Annotated in this window: 22 protein-coding genes; 18 read left to right on the top strand and 4 right to left on the bottom strand. The window is 75.0% G+C overall.

Features of this window, described 5'->3' with window-relative positions:
* The first annotated feature begins 9 nt into the window (after positions 1-9).
* The 9 genes from cimA (at position 10) to ACLIYP_RS11510 (ending at position 10,943) form a co-directional block, all read left to right on the top strand.
* On the top strand, positions 10-1,665 hold the full coding sequence (cimA, locus tag ACLIYP_RS11550) for a citramalate synthase (RefSeq protein ID WP_412713041.1): 1,656 nt from the start codon (positions 10-12) through the stop codon (positions 1,663-1,665).
* Positions 1,666-1,718: 53 nt separating this feature from the next.
* Complete coding sequence (locus ACLIYP_RS11545) at positions 1,719-2,756, top strand: ketoacyl-ACP synthase III family protein (RefSeq protein WP_412713040.1); 1,038 nt, start codon at positions 1,719-1,721, stop codon at positions 2,754-2,756.
* A gap of 219 nt (positions 2,757-2,975) precedes the next feature.
* Positions 2,976-4,019, top strand: a complete 1,044-nt coding sequence (locus tag ACLIYP_RS11540; protein WP_412713039.1) for an aromatase/cyclase — start codon at positions 2,976-2,978, stop codon at positions 4,017-4,019.
* Positions 4,006-4,638, top strand: coding sequence for an antibiotic biosynthesis monooxygenase family protein (locus ACLIYP_RS11535; RefSeq protein WP_412713038.1), 633 nt, complete (start codon positions 4,006-4,008; stop codon positions 4,636-4,638). The genes ACLIYP_RS11540 and ACLIYP_RS11535 overlap by 14 nt, the downstream gene beginning before the upstream one ends.
* A 154-nt stretch (positions 4,639-4,792) precedes the next feature.
* Positions 4,793-5,038 (top strand): acyl-CoA carboxylase subunit epsilon, encoded by a 246-nt coding sequence (locus tag ACLIYP_RS11530; RefSeq protein ID WP_412713037.1) that lies wholly within the window; start codon positions 4,793-4,795, stop codon positions 5,036-5,038.
* 178 nt (positions 5,039-5,216) lie between these two features.
* Positions 5,217-6,971 carry a fatty acyl-AMP ligase gene (locus tag ACLIYP_RS11525; protein ID WP_412713036.1) on the top strand — a complete coding sequence of 585 codons (1,755 nt, stop codon included), beginning with the start codon at positions 5,217-5,219 and terminating at the stop codon, positions 6,969-6,971.
* A complete protein-coding gene (locus ACLIYP_RS11520; protein ID WP_412713035.1) occupies positions 6,971-8,722 on the top strand; it encodes an acyl-CoA dehydrogenase family protein in 1,752 nt (583 codons plus the stop codon). The genes ACLIYP_RS11525 and ACLIYP_RS11520 overlap by 1 nt, the downstream gene beginning before the upstream one ends.
* Positions 8,723-8,770: 48 nt before the next feature.
* On the top strand, positions 8,771-10,012 hold the full coding sequence (locus tag ACLIYP_RS11515) for an acyltransferase domain-containing protein (RefSeq protein ID WP_412713034.1): 1,242 nt from the start codon (positions 8,771-8,773) through the stop codon (positions 10,010-10,012).
* A 133-nt stretch (positions 10,013-10,145) separates the two neighbouring features.
* Positions 10,146-10,943, top strand: a complete 798-nt coding sequence (locus ACLIYP_RS11510; protein WP_412713033.1) for a 4'-phosphopantetheinyl transferase family protein — start codon at positions 10,146-10,148, stop codon at positions 10,941-10,943.
* A 26-nt stretch (positions 10,944-10,969) separates the two neighbouring features.
* Here the strand turns inward: ACLIYP_RS11510 and ACLIYP_RS11505 are convergent, their stop codons facing one another.
* The 4 genes from ACLIYP_RS11505 to ACLIYP_RS11490 all read right to left on the bottom strand — a co-directional run bounded on the left by ACLIYP_RS11505 (position 10,970) and on the right by ACLIYP_RS11490 (position 15,711).
* Positions 10,970-11,584, bottom strand: a complete 615-nt coding sequence (locus tag ACLIYP_RS11505; protein ID WP_412713032.1) for a response regulator transcription factor — start codon at positions 11,582-11,584, stop codon at positions 10,970-10,972.
* A 50-nt stretch (positions 11,585-11,634) separates the two neighbouring features.
* Positions 11,635-12,903: a sensor histidine kinase gene (locus ACLIYP_RS11500; protein ID WP_412713031.1), complete on the bottom strand. Its 1,269-nt coding sequence runs from the start codon at positions 12,901-12,903 to the stop codon at positions 11,635-11,637.
* Positions 12,904-13,006: 103 nt separating this feature from the next.
* Complete coding sequence (locus ACLIYP_RS11495) at positions 13,007-15,346, bottom strand: TOMM precursor leader peptide-binding protein (RefSeq protein WP_412713030.1); 2,340 nt, start codon at positions 15,344-15,346, stop codon at positions 13,007-13,009.
* Positions 15,343-15,711 (bottom strand): hypothetical protein, encoded by a 369-nt coding sequence (locus tag ACLIYP_RS11490; protein WP_412713029.1) that lies wholly within the window; start codon positions 15,709-15,711, stop codon positions 15,343-15,345. Before ACLIYP_RS11490 ends, ACLIYP_RS11495 begins: the two co-directional genes overlap by 4 nt.
* Positions 15,712-15,950: 239 nt before the next feature.
* Between ACLIYP_RS11490 and ACLIYP_RS11485 the strand changes: the two genes are divergently transcribed.
* The 9 genes from ACLIYP_RS11485 to ACLIYP_RS11445 all read left to right on the top strand — a co-directional run.
* On the top strand, positions 15,951-16,745 hold the full coding sequence (locus tag ACLIYP_RS11485) for an AfsR/SARP family transcriptional regulator (protein WP_093657614.1): 795 nt from the start codon (positions 15,951-15,953) through the stop codon (positions 16,743-16,745).
* 80 nt (positions 16,746-16,825) lie between these two features.
* Entirely contained in the window at positions 16,826-18,451 is a 1,626-nt protein-coding gene (locus ACLIYP_RS11480; protein ID WP_412713028.1) for an acyl-CoA carboxylase subunit beta, read from the top strand.
* A 293-nt stretch (positions 18,452-18,744) separates the two neighbouring features.
* Positions 18,745-20,013: a beta-ketoacyl-[acyl-carrier-protein] synthase family protein gene (locus tag ACLIYP_RS11475; RefSeq protein WP_412713027.1), complete on the top strand. Its 1,269-nt coding sequence runs from the start codon at positions 18,745-18,747 to the stop codon at positions 20,011-20,013.
* Positions 20,010-21,284: a ketosynthase chain-length factor gene (locus ACLIYP_RS11470; protein WP_412713026.1), complete on the top strand. Its 1,275-nt coding sequence runs from the start codon at positions 20,010-20,012 to the stop codon at positions 21,282-21,284. Before ACLIYP_RS11475 ends, ACLIYP_RS11470 begins: the two co-directional genes overlap by 4 nt.
* Before the next feature lie 121 nt (positions 21,285-21,405).
* Complete coding sequence (locus ACLIYP_RS11465) at positions 21,406-21,681, top strand: acyl carrier protein (RefSeq protein WP_093657622.1); 276 nt, start codon at positions 21,406-21,408, stop codon at positions 21,679-21,681.
* A 198-nt stretch (positions 21,682-21,879) separates the two neighbouring features.
* A complete protein-coding gene (locus ACLIYP_RS11460) occupies positions 21,880-23,724 on the top strand; it encodes an acyltransferase domain-containing protein (protein WP_412713025.1) in 1,845 nt (614 codons plus the stop codon).
* A complete protein-coding gene (locus tag ACLIYP_RS11455; protein WP_412713024.1) occupies positions 23,721-23,951 on the top strand; it encodes a hypothetical protein in 231 nt (76 codons plus the stop codon). Before ACLIYP_RS11460 ends, ACLIYP_RS11455 begins: the two co-directional genes overlap by 4 nt.
* 130 nt (positions 23,952-24,081) lie before the next feature.
* Positions 24,082-24,702, top strand: a complete 621-nt coding sequence (locus tag ACLIYP_RS11450; RefSeq protein ID WP_412713023.1) for an SRPBCC family protein — start codon at positions 24,082-24,084, stop codon at positions 24,700-24,702.
* Positions 24,703-24,831: 129 nt separating this feature from the next.
* Positions 24,832-25,483, top strand: a 652-nt coding sequence (locus ACLIYP_RS11445) for a DUF4184 family protein (protein WP_412713022.1), incomplete at its 3' end; no start/stop codon positions are given.

Genomic DNA, 25,483 nt, shown 5'->3' with positions numbered 1-25,483 from the left:
GGAGGGACGATGGCCGAGCGGCGCTTCCAGCTCTACGACACGACCCTGCGCGACGGAACACAGCAGGAGGGCCTGGCGCCGACGGTCGAGGACAAGCTCGCCGTCGCACGCCACCTGGACGCCTTCGGGGTGGGCTTCATCGAGGGCGGCTGGCCCGGGGCCATCCCCAGGGACACCGAGTTCTTCCGCCGGGCGCGCACCGAACTGACCCTGCACAACGCCGAGCTGGCGGCCTTCGGCGCCACCCGCAGGCCCGGCACCCTGGTCACCACCGACCCGCAGGTGCGGGCACTGCTGGAGGCCGAGACCCCGGTGGTGACCCTGGTGGCCAAGAGCCACACCCGGCACGTCGAACTCGCCCTGCGTACCACGCTCGCCGAGAACCTGGCGATGATCGGCAGCACCGTGCGGCACCTGGTGCGGGCCGGCCGCCGCGTCTTCGTCGACGCCGAGCACTACTTCGACGGCCACCTCGCCAACCGCGAGTACGCACTGGAGGTCGTCCGCGCCGCCGCCGAGGCCGGTGCCGAGGCCGTCGTGCTGTGCGACACCAACGGCGGCTCCCTGCCGGACGGCATCGGCGCGGTGGTGGCCGACACCCTCACCGCCACCGGCGCGCGCCTGGGCATCCACTGCCACGACGACTCCGGCTGCGCGGTGGCCAACACCCTGGCCGCCGTGGACGCCGGCGCCGACCACGTGCAGGGCACCGCCCACGGCTACGGGGAGCGGTGCGGCAACGCCAACCTGTTCACCGTCGCCGCCAACCTGATCCTCAAGCGGGGCCGCACCGACGTCGTCCCTGCCGAACGGCTGCGGGAGATGGCCGAGACGGGCCGCGCCATCGGCGAGCTGACCGGGGTGCACGCCCACCCGGCCGCCCCGTACGTCGGCGCCTCCGCCTTCGCGCACAAGGCCGGGCTGCACGCCTCCGCCCTGCGCGTGGACCCCGACCTCTACCAGCACATCGACCCGGCCCGGGTGGGCAACGCCATGCGCACCCTGGTCTCCGACATGGGCGGACGCTCCTCCATCGAGCTGAAGGCCCGGGAGCTGGGCTACGAGGTCTCGGCCGGCTCCGAGCCGGTGGCGCGGGCCGCCGCCCGGGTCAAGGAGCTGGAGGGGCGCGGCTACAGCTTCGAGTCCGCCGACGCCTCCTTCGAACTGCTGCTGCTGGAGGAGCTGGCCGGCGGCGGTCTGGAGCACTCCTTCGAGGTGGACGCCTGGAAGGTCGGGGTCGAGGAGCGGTCCGGCGGCGAGGTGCGCACCGAGGGATCGGTGCGGCTGCGGATCGATGGCACGCCGCTGGCCGCGACCGGCACGGGCAACGGGCCCGTCAACGCCCTGGACCGGGCGCTGCACCAGGCGCTCGACCCCTTCTTCCCCGAGCTGGCCCGGCTGGAACTGGCCGACTACCAGGTCCGGGTGCTGGGGAACGGCTCGGGCAGCGCCGCCGCCGCGCGCGTCCTGATCACCTTCACCGACGGCCGCCGCCACTGGGGCACCGTCGGCGTGGACGGGAACACCGTCGCCGCCTCCTGGCGGGCCCTGCTGGACGCGGTCCGCTACGTCCTGCTGACCGAGCGCGGGGCCGACCACCGCGCCGGGCGCCGTACGGACGCGGCCGCCGCCGCGACCGCCCCCGCGGTGGCGGTCGCGGGCTGACCGCGCCGTCCCGGACGGCACCGACGACACCCGGACGAGACAGGGAGTGGACCGTGCGAGTGGAAGACCTCTACATACGGGGGACCGGAGTGCGGCTCCCCGCGTCCCTGCCGGTGGCCGACGCGGTGGCGTCGGGCGACTGCCCGGCGCGGGTGGCCGCGGCCACGGGCATGGTCTCGGTGGCGTACTCGCCGGACGAGTCCGCCGCCGAGATGGCCGTGCACGCCGCCCGCACCGCCCTGGAGAGGGCGGGCGGCAGCGGCGGCGACACCGACCTGATCCTGCACGCGGACACCTACCACCAGGGCCAGGACCTGTGGCCCGTCGCCTCCTACGTACAGCGCGAGACGCTCGGGAACAGCTGCCCGGCCATCGAGATCCGGCAGATGTCCAACGGCGGCATGGCCGCCCTGGACCTCGCCCACTCCTACCTCACGGCCGTCCCCGGACGCCGCGACGCGCTGCTGACCACCGCCGACCGGTTCTGCGAGCCGGGCATCGACCGCTGGCACACCGACCCGGGCACCCCGTACGCCGACGGAGCCACCGCGCTGGTGCTCTCCCGGCGCGGCGGGTACGCCCGGCTGCGCTCCCTGGCGATGCTCGCCGACCCGGAGCTGGAGCCCCTGCACCGGGGCGACGAGCCGTTCGGGCGGGCGCCCTTCTCGCACCGCATCCCGGTGGACTTCGAGGAGGCCAAACGCTCGTTCGTGGCCCGGGTGGGAATGTCGTACGCCGTCACCCGCGCCCACGCCGGGCAGCAGACCGTCCTCAAGCAGGCGCTGGCCGACGCCGACCTGGAACTGGGCGAGGTCGACTGGGTGGTGCTGCCGCACTTCGGGCGGCGCCGGCTCCAGTCGATCTACTACCAGCCGTTCGGCATCGACCCGGCCCGCACGGCCTGGGAGTGGAGCCGCACGGTCGGGCACCTGGGCGCGGGCGACCAGTTCGCGAGCCTGGACCACCTGGTCGCCTCCGGCCGGGCGGCGCCCGGCGACCGCTGCCTGCTGGTCGGCGTCGGCGCCGGCTACAGCTGGGGCTCGGCGGTCGTGGAGATCCTGGAGCGGCCCGACTGGGCGCACGCCGCCTGAACAAGCCACTCGGGCGCGCCGCCCGGGCTCGGCGGCGCGAGCCGTCCGAAACCCTGGCGCGGCGGCCGGGCACCGCCGCCCGGCCCGTGACTCCCGCCGGCGATCCGCCGGCGGGCTCGAAACCCCCTCTTCCGGCGCTCCAGTCCTGCTCGAGCGCCCTCTGCCAACCTGACACAGGCGCCGTGCGAGCGGCGCGACCCGAAGGGAAGATCCGCCGTGGTGCCGAACCCCGCTACCGCCGTCGCCGAAGCCGCCGGAACCGAAGCCGCCGGGACCACCGGAGCCGCCCGGGCCCATGTCACCGAGCACACCGTCGTCGTCGACGCGCCCGCGGACACCGTCTACGGCCTGGTGGCCGACGTCTCGGCGTGGCCGCAGGTCTTCGGCCCCACGATCCACGTCGAGGTGCTGGAGGAGCACGCCGACGAGCAGCTCCTGCGGATCTGGGCCACGGCCAACGACCAGGTCCGCTCGTGGACCTCGCACCGCATCCTCGACAGCCGCAGCCGCACCGTCTCCTTCCGTCAGGTGGTCTCCGCGCCCCCGGTGGCGTCGATGGGCGGAAAGTGGCTCGTGGAGCCCAACGACGACGGCGGCAGCCGCGTCGTCCTGCTGCACGACTACACCGCCGTGGACGACGACCCGGCGGCGGTCGAGCTGATCGAGCGGGCGGTGGACCGCAACAGCCGCGCCGAGCTGACGGCCCTGAAGAACGCCGCGGAGCAGAGCGGCACCGAGGACGGCGCGGAGGACGGCGGGCTGCGCTTCACCTTCAGCGACTCGGTGGACGTCAACGGCTCGGCCGAGGACGTCTTCGCCTTCCTCGACCGCGCCGACCTGTGGCCCGAGCGCCTGCCCCACGTCGCACGCATCGATCTGGAGGAGTCCCCCTCCGACGGAGGCGGCTCCACCGTCCAGCGCATGGACATGGACACCCGCAGCCCGGACGGCTCCCTGCACAACACCATGTCCGTGCGGGTGTGCTTCCCCGACCGGGCCGTCATCGTCTACAAGCAGCTCCGGGTGCCGGTGGCGATGAGCGGGCACACCGGCCGCTGGGAGATCGAGCCCCACGGCAAGGGCGTACGCGCCACCTCCTGGCACACCGTCACCCTCGACCCCGAGGGCGTACGGCAGCTGCTGGGCCCCGAGGCCACGCTCGCCGAGGCGCGGGCCAAGGTCCGGCAGGCCCTGGGAGCCAACAGCACCACCACCCTCCGGCACGCCAAGCGGTTCGCGGAGAACGTCCATGACCGACCGTGACCTCAGCAGTCCGCTGACCACAGTCCACCGGTTCACCGTCAGGGGGGACCCGCACCGGTTCGAGCGGGAGTTCCGCGAGCACTCCCAGTACCTGCGCCGCCGGCGGGACTTCTCCTATCTGGTGACCGTGCGGCTGCTGGACTCCCCGGCCTCCTACGTCCACGTGGGGCACTGGCGGAGTCTGGAGGGCTTCATCGAGACCGTGCACACCGAGACCTTCCTCGAACACGTGCGGTGCCTGGAGCCCATGGTGGACACCGAGGCCGACCAGGCGGTCAGCGTCGACCGCCTGCTGGTGCGCAACGCGCGGCCCGGGCACGACAACGTGGTGCTGCTGTCGTGCACGGTGCTGGGCGGGGTCCGGGAGTTCGAGAAGGAGGCCCGCGAGTTGTCCCGGGGCCTGGCCCGCACCGAGGGCTTCGGGGGCTTCGACCTGCTGCGCTCGACCTTCCGGCCGCAGCGGTACCTGGGCATGGTGTGGTGGACCGACACCGCCGCCTGCGACCGGGCCCTGGCCGGGGCCGAGCGCGACGGGGCGTACGACGGGCTGGCCCGGGTGGCGCGGCTGCGCGTCGAGCGCACCCGGCACATCGCCTACGAGCGCGGCCTCACCGGCTGAGCACGGCGCACCGGGCAGGACGGGCCGGCCCCCTCCCGGGGGCCCGGCCCGTCCTGCCCGTTCCGCTTCCCTTCCGTGTCCCTTCTCCGTGCCCCTTCCGCGTCCGCGTCCGTTCCGCGAGCCTCCCTCTAGCCGCGGGGCGCACCCTGCCCGCATGGCCAACGACACACCACAGGCCCTGCTGACCGTCGTACGGGGAAACCCCGACGCGGGGGAGCTGGCCGCCGTCACCGCCGTACTGCTGGCGCTGTCGGCCCACCGGGAGCCGGCGGACGCGGGCGATCCGGGGGGACCCGAGGCCGCGGCCGACGCCGGCGGTCCGGAGGCGTCCGCGGTCCGCGCCGCCTGGTCCGCCGGGTGGGCCGGCTACCGCCCGCCCACGGCATGGTCGCGGGCATGACCGCGGGCACGGCAGCGCGCGGATCCGCCGGACCGGGCGGCGTGCCCGGGCCCCGGGAGGCGCCGGCGGTCCGGGGGATGTCGAGCCCGGTTCGAGAGGGTGTTCGTACCTTCCCGGAGGAGTCACACGGGCCGGCGCCGCGGACGCGGCGGCCACGACGGCACGCGAGGGGGAGGCGATGAACGGTTACCGGAGCTTCACCGATCTCATTCTGTCCAGGGTCCGGGAGACGCCCGGACGGGCGGCGCTCGTCCTGCTGGACGAGGCCAGTGGCCCCGGCGGTGAGCAGACCGCCCGGACCGTCTCCTACGGGGAGCTGGACCGGGAGGCCAGGGCGCTGGCCGGCTGGCTCCAGGAGCACGGGGCGCGGGGCGAGCGGGTGCTGGTCCTGCAGTCCTGCCGGCGGCTGTTCGCCGTCAGCCTGGTGGCCTGCCTGTACGCGGGGGCCGTCGCGGTCCCCGTACCGCCCGCGGGCGGCCGCCGCCACCACGAGGAGCGGGTGACCGGCATCGTCAAGGACGCCGCCGTGCGGATCGCCCTGACCGAGGCCGCCGAAGCCCCCGAGGTCTCGCGGCTGCTGGCCCGCGCCGGGTACGGGGACGTCGCCTGCCTGCCGGTGGACGCCGTCCCCGGTGCGGGGCCGTGGCACAGGCCCGATCTCGGCCCCGACTCCGTGGCCTTCCTCCAGTACACCTCCGGCTCCACCCGCGACCCCCGCGGCGTGGTGGTCACCCACGGCAACATCATGGCCAACCAGGCGGCGATCGGCCGCGCCCTGCGCACCCGGCCCGGCGACCGGCTGGGCGGCTGGCTGCCCTTCCACCACGACATGGGGCTGGTGGGCCAGCTACTGCACCCGCTGTGGCTGGGCGGCACCGCCGTGCTGCTGGCCCCCGCCGCCTTCGTCAAGCGGCCGGTGCGCTGGCTGGAGGCGATCTCCCGGTACGGCGTGCGCGTCAGCGGCGCCCCGGACTTCGCGTACGACCTGTGCCTGCGCCGGATCACCGACGAGCAGCTCGCGGGCCTGGACCTGTCCGGCTGGGAGACCGCCGTCAGCGGCGGCGAGCCGGTGTGCGCCGAGACCCTGCGCGCCTTCGCCGAGCGCTTCGCCCCGGCCGGGCTGCGGCCCGGGGCGCTCACCCCCTGCTACGGGCTGGCCGAGGCCACCCTGCTGGCGACCGGCGCCGTGTGCGGGCCCGGCGGGGAGCCCGCACGGATCGTCGTGGACGCCGCCGCTCTGGAGCGCCACGAACTGCGCGCCCCGGCCCCCGGCGCCGCGCGGCGCACCCTGGTCTCCTGCGGTCCCGCCGCCGACGGCGAACTGCGCGTGGTGGAGCCCGAGAGCGGCGAGGTGCTGCCCGAGGGCCGCATCGGGGAGATCTGGCTGCGCGGCCCCGGTGTCGCCCGCGGCTACTGGGGCCGCCCGGCGGAGACCGCGCTGACCTTCGGCGGACGCACCGCGGACGGGGACGGCGGCCATCTGCGCACCGGGGACCTGGGCACCGTCGTGGACGGCGAGCTGTACGTCACCGGCCGGCTCAAGGACATGATCGTGGTGGCCGGCCGCAACCTCTACCCGCAGGACCTGGAGCGCACGGTGCAGCGGGTCAGTTCGCTGTTCGGGGCCGCCACCGCGTTCGCGGTGTCCGGCGACCGGGACCGGATCGTCGTCGTCCAGGAGCTGCGCGCCCGCGGCCGGTACGACATAGACCTGGCCGCGCTGGCCGCGGCGGTGGGCAACCGCCTGACCGAGGAGTTCGAGGTGCGGCCCGGCGGGGTGCTGCTGGTGCGCCCCGGCACGGTGCGCCGCACCACCAGCGGCAAGGTGGAGCGCGCCGCGATGCGCGGCCTGTTCCTCCGCGGCGAACTGCGGCCGCTGCACGAGGAGATCCTGCCCGAGGTCAGGGAACTGATGACGGCCGGGGCACGGTGATGGGGGCGTACGAGGACCGCGCCGACGCGCTGGAGCGCGCCTTCGGCCCGCTGGACGACCCGGCCAACCCGCTGGGCCGGGAGGCGATCCTGGCCGCCGACGCGGAGGGCAGGACGCCGGCCGGGGCGGAGGAGGTCCTCGACGCCCACCGCTTCAACGCCGAGTTCGTTCCCGTGGAGCTGGGCGGCGCGCTGTCGCGGATGGACGGCCTGGGCCGGGTGCTGCGGCCGGTCTTCCGCCGGGACGCCTCGCTCGGCTTCGGCTACGGGCTCAACTGCTTCTTCGCCGCCGCCCCCGTCTGGATCGCCGGCGGCGCCGGGCAGCGGGCCGAGGTGGCCGGGCACCTGCTCCAGGGCCGCCGCGTCGCCGTGGTGCGGCACGAGGTGGCGCACGGCAACGACTTCGTCCGCGAGGAGTTCACCGCCCGGCCCGCCGCCGGCGGCGGGTTCCTGCTCGACGGCAGCAAGCCGGTGATCGCCAACGCCTCGCGGGCCGCCGGGCTCGTCGTCTTCGCGCGCACCTCCGAGGGCGGCGGCGGACGCAGCCACTCGGTGATGCTGCTGGACCGGACCGGGCTGCCCGAGGGCCGGCTGACCGACCTCGCCCGGCGTTCCACCAACGGGATGCGCGGCACCGAGTTCGGCGGGCTGCGGGCCACCGGCTGCCCGGTGCCGGCCGGGGCGCTGGTCGGAGGGCTCGGCGGCGGCTACGAGCTGTCCCTGCGCTCCTCGCTGCTCATCCGGGGCCTGATCCCGTCCATCGTGCTGGCCGGTGCGGACACCGCGCTGCGCACGGTGGCCCGCTTCGCGGTGCGCCGCCGGGCCGGGGGGCGCTCCCCGCTGGACGTCCAGCACGTGCGCGACGTCCTCACCGGCGCCTTCCTCGACCTGCTGCTGAGCGACTGCCTGGCCCTGGTGGCCACCCGCGGGCTGCATCTGATGCCCCGGCAGACCAGCGCGTACGCCGCCGCGGCGGCCTATCTGGCCCCGAAGATCATCGCGGAGTCGATGGACGAGATGTCCGCGGTCCTGGGTGAGGAGAGCCTCGCCCAGGACGGCGCGTACGCGATGTTCGCCAAGCAGCTGCGCGACCTGCCCGTCACCTCGCTGGGCCACGCCGGCAGCGCGGGCCGCCAGGTCAGCCTCCTTCCCCAACTGCCCTTCTTCGCGCGGCACGTGTGGTTCACCGACGCCGAGGCGCCCGCCGCCCTGTTCCGGCTCCACGGCGAACTGCCGCCGCTGGAGCCGGCCGGGGCCGCCCTGCTGGGCGACGGCGATCCGCTCGCCGCGACCCTGGTGGCCACCGACGGCCTGCTGGGCTCCGACGGCCCGGACCACGCGGTGTCCGGCGGGATCGCCCCGGGGGACCGGAAGGCGCTCGGCGCGCTCACCCGGACCCTCGTCGCCGAACTGGGCGAGCTGCGCACGGCCTTCGCCGGGATCGGCGCGGACGACCGCGCCGCCCTGGTCGATCCGCGCAGCTTCGCGCTGGCCGACCGGTACGCCCTGGTGCTGGCCGCCGCCGCCTGCCTAGGCGTGTGGCGGGAGCAGCGCTCCGGCGCCGGCGGGCCCGCCGGCGCCTTCCTCGCCGATCCCGCCTGGCCCACCGCGGCCCTCCACCGCCTGTGCCGGCGGCTGGGGCTGCCGCTCCCGGAGCGTCCGGCCGCGTGCGAGAGCCGGGTGCTCGCCGAGGTCCTGGCACGGCTGCACGGACGGCGCAGCTACGACCTCTACGGCACGGACCTGGCCTGACCGCCCTCCGCGCCACCCCCCTTCCGAGCCGCTGAAAAGGAGCGCGAGATGTCCGTACCCCCCAGCCGGGTGCGCGAGCAGGCGTACGCGGAATGGCTGACGGAGCGCCTGGCCCACTACCTCGACCGGCCGGTGGAGGAGGCCGTGTCGTTCACCGAGCACGGTCTGGACTCCGTGGCCGCGCTCAGCCTCTACGGCGACATCGAGGAGAGGTTCGGCCCGCTGATCGACCCCACCGACGTCTGGGCGTACCCGACCGTGCGCGCCCTGGCGCGGTACCTGGCGCTGCGGGACCCCCGGCCCGGCGGGGACGGCCGGGTGCGCGCGGCGTTCGTCTTCACCGGGCAGGGATCCCAGCACCCCGGCATGACCGCCGGCCTGTACCTGCACTCCACGGGCTACCGCACGCACCTGGACGAGGCGGCCGACGCGCTGCTGCCCTACACCGGCCTGTCGGTCGTCGACCTGATCCTCAGCGGGGACGCGCGGATCCACCAGACGGCGTTCACCCAGCCCGCCCTGTTCGCCGTCGAGTACGCCCTGGCCCGCACGCTGGAGGAGTCGGGGGTGTGCCCGGTGGCGGTGCTGGGCCACGGCATCGGCGAGTTCGCCGCCGCCACCGCCGCCGGGGCGCTGACGCTGGAGGCCGCCGCCCAACTGGTGGCGCTGCGGGGCGCGTTCATGCAGTACCTGCCCTCCGGCGGGGGGATGACGGCCACCTGCGCCCCCGCCTACGAGGCCGTCGAGCTGCTGTCCGGCGAGCCCGGGGTGAGCATCGGGGCGGTCAACGCGGCGAAGGCCACCGTGCTGTCGGGTGAACTCGCCGGTCTGGAGCGGGTCCAGGAGAAGCTGGCCGCGCGCGGCATCGCCGCCACCCCGCTGAAGGTCACGCACGCCTTCCACTCCCCGCTGATGGCGCCGGTCCTGCCGCGGTTCGAGCAGGTGGCCCGGAGACTGCCCGGCGGCGCGCCGCGGGTGCCGTTCTACTCCACGGTGCGGGGCGGCTACACCGGCGAGCCGCTCTACGCCCCCTACTGGTCCCTCCAGATCACCTCCACGGTGCGGTTCGCCGACGCCGCCCGGCAGCTGCTCGCCCAGCAGACCCCGACCCATGTCGTCGAGATCGGTCCCAAGGCGGTCCTCACCCCCTTCGTGCGGCGCATGGGCGGCAGCCGGGGGCCGGTCTGCCTGGCCGTGTGCCGCGGGCCGGAGAGCAACGCGGTGGACCTCGCCGGAGTGCTGTCCGAGCTGGACGCCGGTCCGCTCTCCGCGTCCCTGGCGGAGGGCTGAGATGGCGCCTTCCGGGGATGCCGCGGGAAGCGGGGGGCACGGGGGAGGGGCGCCGGTCCTCCTGAGGGCCGCGGGCCCCCGCGGCCCCTGGGAAGGGGTCCGCGGGGAACTGGCGCACCGGGGGAGCGCGGTGGTGGCCGGACGGCTGCCCGACTGGCGGCCGCCGGACGGGGACGCGGCGCTGCGCCGGATGCTGGGCCGGGACTGGCACCGCTACGAGGCGATGTCGCGACCCCTCATGAAGGAACGTTTCGCCGCATCCCGGCTGCTGCTGCGGCACGTGGTCGCCGCGGCGATCGACACGGCTCCGGAGCAGGTGGACCTGGCGTACCAGCCCGGCGGGCGGCCGTACGTGCGCGGCTGCGACCAGATCGACGTCAGCCTGAGCCACACCCGCGAGACGCTGGTCGTCGGGATCACCCGCAGGGGCCGGATCGGGGTGGACGTCGAGTCGGCGGACCGCCGGATGGCCGGCACCGGCTCGGAGTCCCAGGGCTGCACCCCGTACGAGCTGGCCCGGCTGGACGAGGGGGAGGAGGGCGACCGCAACGCCGCGCTGGTGCGGCTGTGGACCCTGAAGGAGGCGTACAGCAAGGCGCTCGGCCAGGGGCTGCGCTTCCGGTTCACCGAGTTCGGCTTCGACCTGGGCGCTGACCGGATCCGGCTGGTGCGGCCCGACGGCACTCCGGCGGGCGGTGGCGAGTGGACGTTCGGCACCGGCGTGCTGGGCGGCGGCCCGGGCGGCCGGGACGGTGACGGGGACGGCGGGAGCGCCGGGGACGCCGGGGAGTACGTCGTCGGCACCGCCGTGTACGACTCCGGGTTCGGCGAGGACTCCGACCTGTCGGTGCGCACCGCCCTGGACGCCGGCCTCCTCGACGCGCTGCTCGGCGCGGCGGCCCCGCCGACCGCGCCCGGAACGCGGGCGTGAACGGCCGGTCCCCGGGGCGCGCGGCTTCAGGGGATCCAGCCGGCCTCCTCGGCGATCCGCACGGCGTCGATGCGGTTGCGGGCGTTGAGCTTGGCGACGATGGTCGTCAGGTAGTTGCGGACGGTCCCCTTGGACAGGTAGAGGGTGCCGGCGATCTCGGCGGCGTCGGCACCCTGCGCGGCGAGCCGCAGCACCTCCAGCTCCCTCGGGGAGAGGGGGTTGTCGGGGCAGTCCCAGGCGGACAGGGCCAGTTGGGGGTCGATGACGCGCTGGCCCTGGGCCACGGAGCGCACGGCGTGGGCGAGCCGGTCGGAGGGGGCGTCCTTCAGCAGGAACCCGGTGACGTGCGCGGCCAGGGCCCGGCGCAGGGTGCCCGGGCGGCCCAGGCTGGTGAGGATCAGGGTCCGGCAGGCGGGAAGCCGCTCGTGCAGCTCGGCCGCCGCCGTGAGTCCGTCGACACCGGGGAGGTCGACGTCCAGGACGGCCACGTCGGGCCGGGTCTCCAGGGCGCGTTCCACGACGAGGTCCCCCCGGTCCACTGCGGCCACGACGCTGAAGTCGGGTTCCAGCTCCAGCAGGGCGACCAGGGCCCCCCTGATCATGTGCACATCCTCGGCGAGCAGGATCTTCACCGACAGCATTGGCCCCCCAGACCAGGATGGTGTCCGGCCCCCGGACCGGAACGCTCGTGTCAGGCCGCGGATCTCGCGGTGTCCGCCGTGCCCAGCCCCCCGGCCTCCGGCGTGTGCGCCGCCGCGGCGGGGTGCGCGGGCGCCCGGGCGGCGAGGTGGAACCGGCCGTCCTCGCGGACCCCCGCCTCCACCTCGCCGCCGATCGCCGCGAGCCGGGTGCGGAGGTTGCCCAGGCCGCTGCCGCTGTGCGGGGAGCGGTCCGGGCGCTGCCCGGCCACCCCGTCGTTGACCAGGCGGAGCACCACCGTCTCCCCGTCGGACTCGACCGAGATCACGCAGGTCTGGGCCTTGCTGTGGCGGAGGATGTTGGTGACGCCCTCCCGCAGCGCCGTCGCGAGCACGGTGTCGGTGACCGGGTGCAGCCGGCCGCAGGAGACGTCCGTCTCCGCCCGGATGTCGGCCGTCGAGAGGATCGCGGCGGCCGACTCCGCCTCCGCGGCCAGCGACATGTCGCGGTAACCGCTGGCGACCAGCCGCACGTCCGACAGCGCCTGCCGGGAAACCTCCAGGACGGAGGCGATCTCCTCACGCGCCCGGTCGGGCCGGGAGTGCACCAGGCGGTAGATCAGCTCGCTCTTGAGCGTGATGGCCGACAGGCTGTACCCCAGCAGGTCGTGCAGGTCGCGGGCGAACCGCAGGCGCTCCTCGGTGACCGCCATCCGGGCCATCTCCGCCCGTGAGGCCTGGACCTCGGCCACCAGGTCGCTCAGCCTCGCCGTCCCGTAGAGGATCAGCCCCGCCATCATGGTCGAGGTCGTCAGATAGGCGATCGTCACCCAGTCCAGACCCGCCGAGACGGTCATGGCCAGCATGGTGCCCGCGATCACGCCGTAGGAGGGCCAGGCCACCCGGCCGGGCAGCAGGAGGAGCATCGAGCCGGCCAGCGGGCCGGCCATGCTCCCCCAGTTGAGACCGAAGAAGAGGAACGGCAGATAGGTCAGTACGGCCTGCGCCAGCAGGGTCGCGCAGCGCCGCCTCAACGACCAGCGCTGCGCCCGGGGGGATATGTGGAGGAACTGGAAGACGAAGACCGCGGCCACACACCCCAGGCACAGCAGCACCTGGCTCCGTTCGGCACCGCTGCGCAGGACGTTGAGCAGCGAGATCCCCGAGTAGTACACCAGGGTGGCGACCGCGATGGTCCTGGCCAGCTTCGGTGCGGGCAGTTCCCGGTGGCGCGCCTGCGACCACCGTGAATACGTGCTCCGGGCCCCCGCTTGAGCGGGAGCCCGGAGGGAGGAGGCGGCGCTGTCCGGGGTGTCGTGCACCTGGCTGCTCCTCGGTCAGAAGCCATGACGTTGAACCACGAGTTGACCGCATCGTATTGGCCATGGCTTGACTCTGGCCACCGAGGAGGAGCGGCGTCCGAAATCAGACGAACAGCGGGATCGGGTTCAGATTCTCGTAGGCCGTCGGGCGCGTGAGTCGGCCGAGTGTCACCGGTATGTCGAACAGGCGCCCCGGCGCGAAACGCGCCCAGAAGTGACGCAGACCGGGAGCGATCACCCTGACCACCGGAACGCCCACGTCAGGGCGCGTCTGGTCGAGTACCAGCAGTTCCGTCCCACGGGCTTCGAGGAGGGATCGGGCTGTCTCCACATCGTCGTACAGATCGTGACGAGGGGTGTGCGCGTAGTCGGAGGGGGTGAGGGGGATCGTTGACTGGTCCGGAGCCAAATATGGCTGATTCCTTACGGTCGCACGGGTCCACCACGACAACAGCTCGGGAGGCGCGGCACCGTACCCGGCCCCGTTCTCCCCGACACGGGCCACCGAGGCGGCCAGCTGCCCCATCTCCGTCAGCGCGCGGCGCAGTGCCAGCCGGGGGTCGAAGTGGGCGCCGAACCCCAGGACGATGTCCTGCGCGGGCTTGTCCGTGCGCCGCGACAGCGCCGCCATCACGGGAACACCCAGGTCGGCGGTGAGGTCCAGGACCCACAGCTTCCGCTTCATCCGTGCGTAGACGTCCCGCAGCCCGGTGAGCCAGGGCTCGTCGAAGGCGTCCAGGTCCACGGCCGGCTGGCGGGTGCGGTTGTACCACCACAGGGCCACCGCGTCGCGCTCGACCAGTTCCAGGAAGCCCTGGACGACGGCGTCCTCCATGCTGCCGCCCGCCGCGTTCCCGTTGGAGTCGGCGCGGGGCTCGCCCGAGCCGGGGGAGGCGCGGTGGCCGAAATACAGCATGGAGGTGGGCAGCAGCCGGTGGACCCGGTCCGTCAGGGACCACACGGGCGTCCACTCCACCGGGCGGTCGGCGTCGAAGGGCGCGCACACCTGGTGGAAGGGGGATGCGGTGGCGTTCCAGCTCTCCCGGTCCCGGAACTGCCGCTCGTCGAAGAGCTGGCACGCGTTGGGGTGGATCGCCCCCTCCCCCAGGCCCCGCAGGCTGTCGTACACCACGGGCTCGTCGCCCTGGCGGGTGGCGCTGTAGCGCTCCACCGCCTCGCACAGGGCGCCGACCTCGGCCTCCAGGGCGGTGACGCCCTTGCCGCCGCTGAGACTGCGCAGCCCGCCGCGGAGATCGGCGAGCGTGTGGGCGTCCAGCGCCAGGTTGTGGCCCGAGACGTAGGAGTTGAGGCCGTCGGGCAGCCGGGCGTCCCGCCGCACCTCGCGCACGATCCCGGTGACCGGGTCCACCAGGTGCCCGTACCGCTCCAGGACCTGCTCGGGGGTGAGGGCGCGGTCGTTGTTCCCGCTCCGCGCCGCCTTCGGCCGGGCCGCCAGGGCGACCGGCCGCCGCACCAGCCCGGAGACCAGCGACGGGTCGCCGCACTCCGGGCACTGGGGGCGCCGGTGCGCCGTGTGCTGGCCGGTGCGCAGGGTGAGGGTGTCCAGCACGCGGACGGCGTCCTGCCCCTCGTTGCGCACTCCCGCCAGCCACTTGGCCGCCTCCAGCACCGCCATCCGCAGCCCCATCCCGCGCCCGGCCGCCAGGGAGGCGGACGGGCGGGGCAGGGGCGCGTCGCTGCCGATGGCCCGCTGGAGCGGCACCTCCGAGCGGCGGTGGATGCGTATCCGGTGCGCCAGGCAGGACCAGCAGGGCCCCGAGCCCGGCCGGAACACCGGCCCCACCCAGGGCTCGGGGCCGTACGGGCCGGCCAGCATCCAGGGCAGCCCCCGCTCGCGGTGCCAGGCGTCCACGGACCGCAGTCCGGGGGCCAGGTAGTCGTCGCAGAGCACCAGCGAGAAAACGTTACCGCCGCCTCCGCCGCCGTCACCCCCGCCGCCCTCCGGTTCCCCCTCCGGCGCGGGGAGCGGACCCAGCACCCTCAGGCCGGACTCCTCGCAGGCCGCGCGGGCCTGGTCGCCGTCCACGCCGCCGACGGTGACCAGCCGTACGGCGGTGCGGGCCAGCGCCGCGTCCGCGGCGCCGCCGTCCAGGCCGGCCAGCTCCCAGTAGGCCGCAGCCGAGACGTCGGTCCCCTCACCCGGAGCGGACCGGTAGCCGACGAGGTTGGCCCGCGCCAGTTCCCCGATGATCCGGCCGGCCTCCGCCGGAGGGACCAGGGCGCCGGCCTCGCGCAGCACCCCGGCCACGGTGCGGGTGCCGTCCAGCAGCGGGGCGAGCACCTCGGCCCGGCTGCCGTACAGCGCCCTGACCCCGCGCGGCGAGAGCAGGTAGACCGCCTCGCCGGGCACCACCTCGGCCCGCAGATGGCGACGGAAGCCCACGAAGGGGCCGCCGTCGGCAGCCTCCTCGCGTTGTCTCACGCCCCCACCGTTCCCGGAACCTCCAGGTGGAAGGCGTCCGCGCGGGTGCAGCCGAAGCAGGCCAGCTGCTCGGCGTCACGGGCGTCGAGCTGCTCCAGGTCCTCGATGAGCAGCGGATCGCCGGCGTAGGCCGGCTCGGAGGCGCACAGGCCGAGCTCCGCGAGGATCGCCACGGAGTCCGGCACGCCGCCGTAGGGCGCCTCGGCGGCGGACAGGCCGAACCCGGCCAGCACCGCGACCGGGTCGGCGGTGTAGCGGGCCTCCAGGCCTGGCTCCAGCCCGGTTCGGACGGCCAGCTCGGCGAAGCGCCGGTCCTCCGTGCCGCTGTGCTCCGTCGAGGTGGTGGCGGGCGTGTCGGTTCGCATCTGAAGACCCCCTGTGAGTCGGACGACCGGGCGTTCGAATCAATCGTGATGATTGTGTGATCCATGCCACCCGGGGGCCCAGTGCGGGGTTCACCACCGACCCATGAGATTTTCACGACCGCGCTCATGAGCGCCTCACTGTGCGCCGCTCCCGCACCGTGCGAGCCTCGCTCAATGCTCCGAGAGGAACCGCCAGGCGGATTGCCGGCGGGTAAGGCTCGACAAGGGGAGAGCACACCATGGAGATCAAGGTTCTGGGTCCGCTCGCGGCGGTGGAGCGGGGAGTGTCTGTGGTTCCGAGCGCCGCCAAGCCGAGGCAGATCCTCGCACTGCTCGCCCTACAGGCCGACCACGTGGTGACCGTGCCGACCCTGATGGAGGAGATCTGGGGCGAGAACGTCCCGCGCAGCGCCGCCACCACCCTGCAGACCTACATACTCCAGCTGCGCCGCAGGATCGCGGTGGCGCTGGAGGACGACCCGGCGCGGGAGGCCAAGGACGTGCTGATCACCCAGCACGGCGGCTATCTGCTCCAGGTGCAGCCCGGCCAGGTGGACGTCCAGGAGTTCGAGCAGCTCGCCGCGTCCGGCCGGGCCGCCTACGACGCCGGCGACGACCGCACGGCCTCCGAACTGCTGGGCCGCGCACTGAAGATGTGGCACGGCCCCGCACTGGTGGACGTGAGGGTCGGAAGCGTCCTGGAGCTGGAGGTCCTGCGCATGGAGGAGGACCGGATGGCGGCTCTGGAGCGCCGCGTCGACGCCGACCTGAGGCTCGGCCGGCACACCGAACTCGTTCCCGAGCTGCGGGTCCTGTCGGCCCGTCACCCCATGCACGAGAACTTCTGCGCCCAGCTGATGGTGGCCCTGCACCGCTCGGGCAACTCCTGGCGGGCCCTGGAGTCCTACCAGCGGCTGCGCAGCACGCTCATCGACGAACTGGGCATGGAGCCCTCGCCGAAGCTCCAGCGGCTGCACCACGCGGTGCTCTCCGGCGACCCGCAGCTCGACGCCACGGCGCACGCGGCGCGCTGACCGGCGCGGCCGGGGCGACCGGGGCGGAAGCGGCCCGGCTGCTCCAGCCGACCTCTAGGCGGCGTTCCTACGTTCGGCCGATGACGATCCTCGACGACATCACGACGAGCGCACCGGCATCGCAGGCAGCCCCGGACCAGGTGGTGGAACCCGGGCCCGACCTGCGCCGGGCCACCGCCGAACTGCTCCGGCTCAAGGAGGAGGTGGGCCGGGGCCCCGATCCGGAGGCCACCCGCCGGCAGCACGCCAAGGGCAAGCTCACCGTCCGCGAGCGGCTGGAGGTCCTCTTCGACGAGGGCACCTTCACCGAGATCGAGCCGCTGCGCCGCCACCGCGCCACCGGCTTCGGCCTGGAGGACCGCAAGCCGCACGGCGACGGTGTCATCACCGGCTGGGGCACCGTCCACGGCCGCACCGTCTTCGCCTACGCCCACGACTTCCGCGTCTTCGCCGGCGCCCTGGGCGAGGCCCACGCCGCCAAGGTCCACAAGGTGATGGACCTGGCGCGGGCCGCGGGCGCGCCGCTGGTCTCCCTCAACGACGGGGCCGGCGCCCGCATCCAGGAGGGCGTGACCGCGCTGGCCGGCTACGGCGGCATCTTCCGCCGCAACACCGCCGCCTCCGGCGTCATCCCGCAGATCTCGGTGATGCTGGGCCCGTGCGCGGGCGGGGCTGCCTACTCCCCGGCGCTGACCGACTTCGTGTTCATGGTCCGCGAGACCTCGCAGATGTTCATCACCGGCCCCGACGTGGTCAAGGCCGTCACCGGGGAGGAGATCACCCACAACGGGCTGGGCGGGGCGGACGCGCACGCCGCGACCTCCGGGGTCGCCGGCTTCGCCCACGACGACGAGACCGAGTGCCTGGAGGACGTCCGCTACCTGCTCTCCCTGCTGCCGCAGAACAACCGTGAGCTGCCGCCCGCCGTCCGCGGCGGCGACCCGGCCGACCGGCGCTGCGAGGCGCTGGCCGACCTCGTCCCCGCCGACGGCAACCGGGCCTACGACGTGCGCGCGGTGATCGAGGAGATCGTCGACGACGGCGAGTACTTCGAGGTGCACGAGGCCTGGGCGCGCAACGTGGTGTGCGCACTGGCGCGCATCGACGGCCAGGTGGTGGGCGTGGTGGCCAACCAGCCCCAGCAGCTGGCCGGGGTGCTGGACATCCACGCCTCCGAGAAGGCCGCCCGGTTCGTCTCCACCTGCGACGCCTTCAACATCCCGCTGGTGACCCTGATCGACGTGCCCGGCTTCCTGCCGGGCGTGGACCAGGAGCACGGCGGGATCATCCGCCACGGCGCCAAGCTGCTGTACGCGTACTGCAACGCCACCGTGCCGCGCGTCTCCGTCGTGCTGCGCAAGGCCTACGGGGGCGCGTACATCGTGATGGACTCCCAGTCCATCGGCGCGGACCTGACCTACGCCTGGCCGACCAACGAGATCGCCGTGATGGGCGCCGAGGGCGCGGCGAACGTCGTCTTCCGGCGGCAGATCGCCGCCGCCGACGACCCCGAGGCCACCCGGGCGGAACTGGTCGAGGAGTACCGGTCCGAGCTGATGCACCCCTACTACGCGGCCGAGCGCGGCCTGGTCGACGACGTCATCGACCCCGCCGACACCCGGCGGGTCCTGGCCCGCTCCCTGGCCATGCTCCGCCGCAAACAGGCCGACCTGCCCGAGCGCAAGCACGGCAACGTCCCGCTGTAGTGCCCGAAGGCCCCCGGAAGCGGTGGCAGCCGGCCCGTCCAGAGGGGCGCGAGTCGCCGTCTAGGGGCGGCTTCAACCATGGGGTCACCGGAAGCGGCGGCGCGTCACGAGCGGGCGGTCGCCCGGCCCGGCACCGGGGCGGCGAGGGACCGAACCCCGAACCGCCCCGGCCGCCGAAACCCTCAGCAAACGCCACGAGAGCGTCACGGACGAAGGGAACGGCAGTGGCCCGCACAGTTCCAACCGCCGGATGCCGAAAGCGGCATCCGGTCCCGTCGAAGGGGAGGTAAGCGGTGGTACGCAGAGTCGTGATCACAGGTCTGGGCGTCGTCGCCCCCGGCGGGGTCGGCGTCAAGGAGTACTGGGAGCTGCTCACCGCGGGACGCACCGCGACCCGCGCGATCTCCTTCTACGACGCCTCCCCCTTCCGCTCGCGGGTCGCCGCCGAGTGCGACTTCGACCCCGCGGCCGCGGGCCTGAGCCCGCAGGAGATCCGCAGGCTCGACCGGGCCGCCCAGTTCGCCGTGGTCTCCACCCGCGAGGCACTGGCCGACAGCGGCCTGGACGTCTCCGCCCTCGACCCGTCCCGGATCGGCACCTCGCTCGGCAGCGCGGTGGGCTGCACCACCAGCCTGGAGCGCGAGTACGTGGTGGTCAGCGACGGCGGCCGCAAGTGGAACGTCGACCACGAGTACGCGGTGCCCGAGCTGTACCGCCACTTCGTGCCCAGCTCCATGGCCGCCGAGGTGGGGCAGGAGGCCGGCGCCGAGGGCCCGGCCGCGGTGGTCTCCACCGGCTGCACCTCCGGCCTGGACTCGCTCGGCCACGCGGTCGAGCTGATCCGCGAGGGCACCTGCGACGTGATGATCGCCGGCGCGACGGAGGCGCCGATCTCGCCCATCACCTCGGCCTGCTTCGACGCCATCCACGCCACCACGCCCCGCAACGACACGCCCGAGAGCGCCTGCCGTCCCTTCGACCGGACCCGCAGCGGCCTGGTCCTGGGCGAGGGCGCGGCGATCCTGGTCCTGGAGGAGCTGGAGAGCGCCCGCAGGCGCGGGGCCCACATCTACGCGGAGATCGCGGGCTTCGCCGCCCGCTGCAACGCGTACCACATGACCGGTCTCAAGCCCGACGGCCGCGAGATGGCCGAGGCCATCGACGCGGCCCTGGACGAGGCCCGCATCGACCCGACGGCGATCGACTACATCAACGCCCACGGCTCCGGCACCAAGATGAACGACCGCCACGAGACCGGCGCCTTCAAGCGCAGCCTGGGCAACCACGCGTACGCCACCCCCGTCAGCTCCATCAAGTCGATGATCGGCCACTCGCTGGGCGCCATCGGCTCCCTGGAGATCGCGGCCTGCGCGCTGGCGATGGAGCACGGCGTCCTGCCGCCCACCGCCAACCTGCACGAGCCGGACCCCGAACTCGACCTCGACTACATCCCGCTGACCGCCCGGGAGAGGAAGACCGACACGGTGCTCAGCGTCGGCAGCGGCTTCGGCGGCTTCCAGAGCGCCATGCTGCTCGCCCGGCCGGAGAGGAGTGCCCGATGACCGCATCACCGACGGCGCCCGCGGTACGGCCCGCGGCTGCGACCGCGCCGGCCGTACGGACCACCGCGGTCGTGACCGGCCTGGGCATCGCCGCCCCCAACGGCCTGGGCACCGAGGACTACTGGAGGGCCACCCTGGCCGGCGAGAGCGGCCTGGGGCGCGTCACCCGCTTCGACCCGTCCCAGTACCCCTCCACCGTCGGCGGGGAGGTCCCCGGCTACGTCGCCGAGGAGCACATCCCCAGCCGGCTGATGCCGCAGACCGACCACATGACCCGCCTGGCGCTCACCGCGGCCGACTGGGCCGTGGCCGACGCCGGGATCGTCCCCGGCGACCTGCCCGAGTACGGCATGGGTGTGGTCACCGCCGCCTCCGGCGGGGCGGTGGAGTTCGGCCAGCGCGAGCTGCAGAACCTGTGGAGCCAGGGCAAGGAGTACGTCAGCGCGTACCAGTCCTTCGCCTGGTTCTACGCCGTCAACACCGGCCAGATCTCCATCCGCCACAAGATGCGCGGCCCCAGCGGGGTGCTGCTGACCGAGCAGGCCGGCGGCGTCGACTCCATCGGCCACGCCCGCCGCCACGTCCGCAAGGGCGTGCCCGTGGTCGTCACCGGCGGCGTCGACGCGGCCCTGTGCCCCTGGGGCTGGGTCCCGCAGATCGCCTCCGGTCTGATGAGCACCGAGTCCGACCCCTCCCGCGCCTATCTGCCCTTCTCGGCGGAGGCGAGCGGATACGTGCCGGGCGAGGGCGGGGCGATCCTCATCGTGGAGGACGCCGAGTCCGCCCGGGAGCGCGGTGCCGAGCACGTCTACGGCACCGTCGCCGGCTACGCGGCCACCCTCGACCCCGCGCCCGGCAGCGGACGGCCGTCCGCGCTGCGCCGGGCCGCCGAGAACGCCCTGGCCGACGCCGGAGTGACCCCCTCGGACGTCGACGTCGTCTTCGCCGACGCGGCGGGCACCCCCGAGCTGGACCGGGCCGAGGCGAAGGTGCTGGAGGAAGTCTTCGGTGCCCGCGGCGTACCGGTCACCGCGCCCAAGAGCATGACCGGGCGGCTGCTCGCCGGAGGCGCCGCGCTGGACGCGGCCACCGCGCTGCTGGCGCTGCGCGACGGCGTCATCCCGCCGACCGCGGGTGTCGCCGAGGCCGACCCCGGCCACCGGATCGACCTGGTCACCGGCGCCCGCGAGGCCGACCTGCGCACCGTGCTGGTGCTGGCCCGCGGCCACGGAGGCTTCAACGCGGCGCTCGTCCTGCGCCGCGCCGACTGAGCCGCGCCGACCGAGCCTTACCGACCGAGCCGCGCCGACCCGGCCGGTCCCGCCGGCCCCCGACCCCCCACCCCCCACACACGCACCGCCGCATCCACGCACACCACAGAGAGGAACCAACATGTCCACGACCACCACGAAGACCGAGGTGACCCTGGCCGACCTGACCCGGATGCTGCGCGAGAGCGCCGGCGAGGAGGAGGGCGTGGACCTGGACGGCGATGTCCTGGACACCCCGTTCATCGACCTCGGCTACGACTCCCTCGCCCTGCTCCAGGTCATCGGCCAGATCCAGCGCGAGTACGGGATCGCGATACCGGACGACGCGGTCGTCGACGCCGAGACCCCGCACGCCCTGCTGGACCTCATCAACTCCGGCCAGGCCTCCCCCGCCTGAGCCGGCCCCGGGCCGCCCTGCCGAACGCTCTCCGGCAGGGCGGCCGCCCCGGCTCTCCGCACCCCGCCCTCCCGCACCTCCCGTCCCGTCCGGCACCGGGCACCCGACACCCGACACCCGCCGTCCGCCGCCAGCCGTCCGCCTCCCGCTTTCCGAAGCCATCCGCCGCCGGGGATCCGGCCGCCGACAGGAGGGCCCATGCCGCTCACCGAACACACCGCCGTGGTCCGCAGACTCGTGGTCAGCACCAAGGGCGCGCCGGCCGGGGAGGCCGGCCGCGGCGAACCGGTCACGGCCACCGCCGCCGCCGTCTCCGCGGTGCTGCGCGCCTTCGGCCGCTCGCCGGAGGACCTGCCCGCGCGTACGGCCGTCTTCGTCGGCGCCGCCCGCACCGCCGCGGGCCTGGGCGCGGAGCACGAGGGCTTCCCCGTGCACACCGCCTCCTCGCCCGGCCGCGCGCTGCGCCGGGCGCACCGCGAACTCCTCGCCAAGAACGTCGACCTCGCACTCGTCGCCGGATTCGGCGAGCCCCGGTCGGAGGCGGTCACCGTCCACGCCGTGCGGCGCGCGGCCGAGGCCGTCGCGGACGGCGACCGCGTGCTGGGTGTACTGGACGTACCGGACGCCCCCGGCACCCTCGACGCATCCGACGACGAACCCGTGGTCCGCCCCCTGCGGCACGGCGGCCGGAGCACCGATCCCGGCGGCGTACGGCTGCTGCTGTGGTCCGGCCGGGACGAGGCCGACGAGGCCCGGGTGCGCGGTGAGCTGCGCCCCATGGTCGACCGGCTCTTCCCCGAGGCCTTCCCCGTCCTGCCCACCGCCGTGCCCTGCGGACAGGAGCCCGGCCCGGTGCGCGCCGCGGCGGTCACCACCGCCGACCGGGCCGCCCGGGCGGTGCTCGGGGCCAAGGCCGTGGCCACCGGCCGCCCCCGCCCGGTCGCCCTCCTCTTCCCCGGCCAGGGCTCCCAGCACACCGCGATGGCGGCCGGGCTGTACGGCCGGGAGCCGGTGTTCACCGCCGCCATGGACGCCGTGCTCGACCTGTTCGGCGAGGACGGCGAGGACGTCCGGGCCGACTGGCTGGCCGACGGGACCACCCGCACGCCCGCGATCGACATCGACGACGTGCGCCGCGCCCAGCCGCTGCTGTTCGCCGTGGACTACGCGCTCGGCCGCACCGTCCTCGGCTGGGGCGTGCGTCCCACCGCCTTCCTCGGCCACAGCGCCGGCGAACTGGTCGCCGCGGTCTTCACGGGCGTGGTGTCGCTGCCGGACGCCGTCGGCATGATGCGCGAGCGGGTGCGGTACGCGGTGGAGATACCGCCCGGCGGGATGCTCGCGGTCGCCGCCTCCGAGGAGGAACTGCGCCCGTACCTGCGCGGCGACGTCGCCATCGCCGCGGTCAACGCGGGCCGGCAGACCATGCTGGCCGGCTCCCGCGCGCCGCTGGACGAGGTGGCGGCGCGGCTGCGCGCCGACGGCCACACCGTCGTCGCCGTCCCCGCCACCAGCCCGTTCCACTGCCCGGCGATGGCGCCGGCGTCCGAGGCCGTCGAGCGCGCCTACCGGGGCGTACGGCTGCGCCCGCCCGCGCTCCCCCTCTACTCCGGCTACACCGGGGGCCCGCTCGGCCCCGACGACGCCCTGCGGCCGGACTTCTGGGCGCGCCAGCTCACCGACACCGTGTACTTCAGGCCCGCGCTGGACGAACTGCTCGCGGCCGACGACATGCTGCTGGTCGAGGCGGGTCCCCGGCAGACGCTCACCGCGTTCGCCCGCCGCCACCAGGCGGTGCGGCTGAAGGCCAGCGCGGTTGTGCCGATGCTGCCGGCCCGCCCCGGCGGCCCGGAGGAGGACCGGCGGTCGGTGCTCACCGCCGCGGCCCGGCTGTGGGAGGAGGGGCACGCTCTGGACCTGGACGCGGTGAGCCGCCTGTGGAACTGGAGCGCCGACGCCCCGCCCGCGCCGGAGGCCCCCGGCCAGGAGGCTTCCGCGGCGGACGGCCGCTCCGGGGGGCGCCGGCCCCTGACGGCCGTATGAGCACCCGTACGGCCCCGGCGAGCGTCTGGTGGGGCGTGTACCGGTCGCTGGCCGCGGCGGGGAACACCTGGACGCCCCCGCCCCACCTCGTCCTCCCGGCGCCCGGCCACCACGGCTGGCTCCTCCCCGACGTCCCCGGCGTCCCCAGCGCCTCCGGTGCCCCCAGCGCCCCTGGCACCCCCGGCCTTCACGGCGTCCCCCGGCCGGCGGAGCGCCCGCGGACGTAACCCGAACGGCTCCCGACCGCAGGACACCGGGAGCGTGCGCCTCCAGCCTGGCTGTGTAGAGGTGGGCCCGGACGGGCCGGGGTGCTCGGCCGATCGCGTGGCCGGCGCTGTCGCTCGCTGGAGGTGCCGGATGCCGCAGGTGCGGGTGTACGTGTCCATACCGCTGCCGGTGGAGGAGGTGTTCGGGCGCCTGGCCGACGGGTGCGGGCTGGCGGCCTGGCACTCGGGCGTGGTCTCGGCGCGCCGGGTGGATTCGCGGGAGGGGGAGTACCGGTACCGGTTCCCGGGGCGGCGGCGGGAGTGCCTGCTGCGCCGGGTGGTGTGCGAGCCGCCGGCGCGGGTGTCGTTCGAGGGGCAGCGGATGTGGACGCCGCTGGGATGGCAGGTGCCGCGGTTCGACTTCCGGCTGTGGCCGTGGGAGGGGGGCGGATGCCGGGTGGAGGTGGGGGTGCGGTGTGCGCTGGGGGGCGCGATGGTGCTGCTGTGGCCGGTGGTGGCGTGCGGCTGGCGGCGTGATCTGCCGGCGGACGCGCAGGCGCTGTACGAGCGGCTGACGGGTGCGGGGGAGCGGGAGGCGGAGGCGGCCGTGACCGCGGCGGGCTCCGGGGCGGGCGGCGGCCCGGCCGGCGGCGACTCCGGTCGGGACCCCGCCGGGGCGGCCTGGGACCGGGGCGCCGGTCCGCTGCCGTCCGCGTCCCCCCGTCCGCCCCGCTCCGCGCGCCGCTTCCGCTTCCCGGCCCCGAACGGCTGACCGTCCCGGACGGCTCCGCTCCGTACCGCCCCGTACCGTCCGGCCGCCCCGGACCGCCGTACCGCCCCGGACGGCCGGGCGGTACGGATAGGGTGCGGCCGGGGGCACCGAGACGGCCCGGGGGGATGCATGCCGTTCACGCTCAGCCACGCCGCCGCCGTGCTGCCGGGGATCCGCGCGGACGGGAGGGGGCGGGGGCCGCTGGTGGCGTCCGCGCTGGTCGCCGGGACGCTGGCCCCGGACACGCTGTACTACGCGGCCAGCGCCGACCCGCGGATCATGCGGCTGGGCGGGTACACCCACTCGGCGCTCGGCACGGTCACCGTGGACGTCCTGCTCGCGGCGGTGCTGCTGGGGGTGTGGCTGCTGCTGCGGGAGCCGCTGCTGGCCCTGCTGCCCGAGAAGGCGCGGGGGCGGGCGTACGCGCTCACCCGCGGCCGTCCCTGGCGCGGCCGGCCGCTCGCCGCCCTCCTGGCGTGGTGCTGGGTGTCCGCGGCGCTGGGGGCCGCGACCCACGTCCTGTGGGACTCGTTCACGCACATGGACCGGTGGGGCGTGCGGTGGATCTCGGTGCTGGAGGAGCGGGTGCTGGGCGTGCCCCTCTACCACCAGCTCCAGTACGGCGGTTCCGCAGTGGCCCTGGTGGCCGTCGCGGCCTTCCTGGTCCGGGCGTGGCGCCGGCTGCCCCACTCCCCGGCGCCCGCGCTGCCCGTGTTCTCCGTCCTGCCCGCGCGCGGGCGGGCGGGCGCGGCGGTGCTGCTGGGCGCGGCGGCGGTGGCGG

This window comes from Streptomyces nanhaiensis, from assembly GCF_046614825.1.
Lineage (GTDB): Bacteria > Actinomycetota > Actinomycetes > Streptomycetales > Streptomycetaceae > Streptomyces > Streptomyces radiopugnans.
Note: the sequence above shows the minus strand (reverse complement) of the source record. Positions and strands in the feature narration are given on the sequence as shown.

Excerpts from the sequence above, each read along its gene's own strand:
- cimA (WP_412713041.1), top strand. The coding sequence starts at position 10 with ATGGCCGAGCGGCGCTTCCAGCTCTACGACACGACCCTGCGCGACGGA.
- ACLIYP_RS11535 (WP_412713038.1), top strand. The coding sequence starts at position 4,006 with ATGACCGACCGTGACCTCAGCAGTCCGCTGACCACAGTCCACCGGTTC.
- ACLIYP_RS11530 (WP_412713037.1), top strand. The coding sequence starts at position 4,793 with ATGGCCAACGACACACCACAGGCCCTGCTGACCGTCGTACGGGGAAAC.
- ACLIYP_RS11525 (WP_412713036.1), top strand. The coding sequence starts at position 5,217 with ATGAACGGTTACCGGAGCTTCACCGATCTCATTCTGTCCAGGGTCCGG.
- ACLIYP_RS11520 (WP_412713035.1), top strand. The coding sequence starts at position 6,971 with ATGGGGGCGTACGAGGACCGCGCCGACGCGCTGGAGCGCGCCTTCGGC.
- ACLIYP_RS11515 (WP_412713034.1), top strand. The coding sequence starts at position 8,771 with ATGTCCGTACCCCCCAGCCGGGTGCGCGAGCAGGCGTACGCGGAATGG.
- ACLIYP_RS11505 (WP_412713032.1), bottom strand. The coding sequence starts at position 11,584 with ATGCTGTCGGTGAAGATCCTGCTCGCCGAGGATGTGCACATGATCAGG.
- ACLIYP_RS11490 (WP_412713029.1), bottom strand. The coding sequence starts at position 15,711 with ATGCGAACCGACACGCCCGCCACCACCTCGACGGAGCACAGCGGCACG.
- ACLIYP_RS11485 (WP_093657614.1), top strand. The coding sequence starts at position 15,951 with ATGGAGATCAAGGTTCTGGGTCCGCTCGCGGCGGTGGAGCGGGGAGTG.
- ACLIYP_RS11480 (WP_412713028.1), top strand. The coding sequence starts at position 16,826 with ATGACGATCCTCGACGACATCACGACGAGCGCACCGGCATCGCAGGCA.
- ACLIYP_RS11470 (WP_412713026.1), top strand. The coding sequence starts at position 20,010 with ATGACCGCATCACCGACGGCGCCCGCGGTACGGCCCGCGGCTGCGACC.
- ACLIYP_RS11465 (WP_093657622.1), top strand. The coding sequence starts at position 21,406 with ATGTCCACGACCACCACGAAGACCGAGGTGACCCTGGCCGACCTGACC.
- ACLIYP_RS11460 (WP_412713025.1), top strand. The coding sequence starts at position 21,880 with ATGCCGCTCACCGAACACACCGCCGTGGTCCGCAGACTCGTGGTCAGC.
- ACLIYP_RS11455 (WP_412713024.1), top strand. The coding sequence starts at position 23,721 with ATGAGCACCCGTACGGCCCCGGCGAGCGTCTGGTGGGGCGTGTACCGG.
- ACLIYP_RS11450 (WP_412713023.1), top strand. The coding sequence starts at position 24,082 with ATGCCGCAGGTGCGGGTGTACGTGTCCATACCGCTGCCGGTGGAGGAG.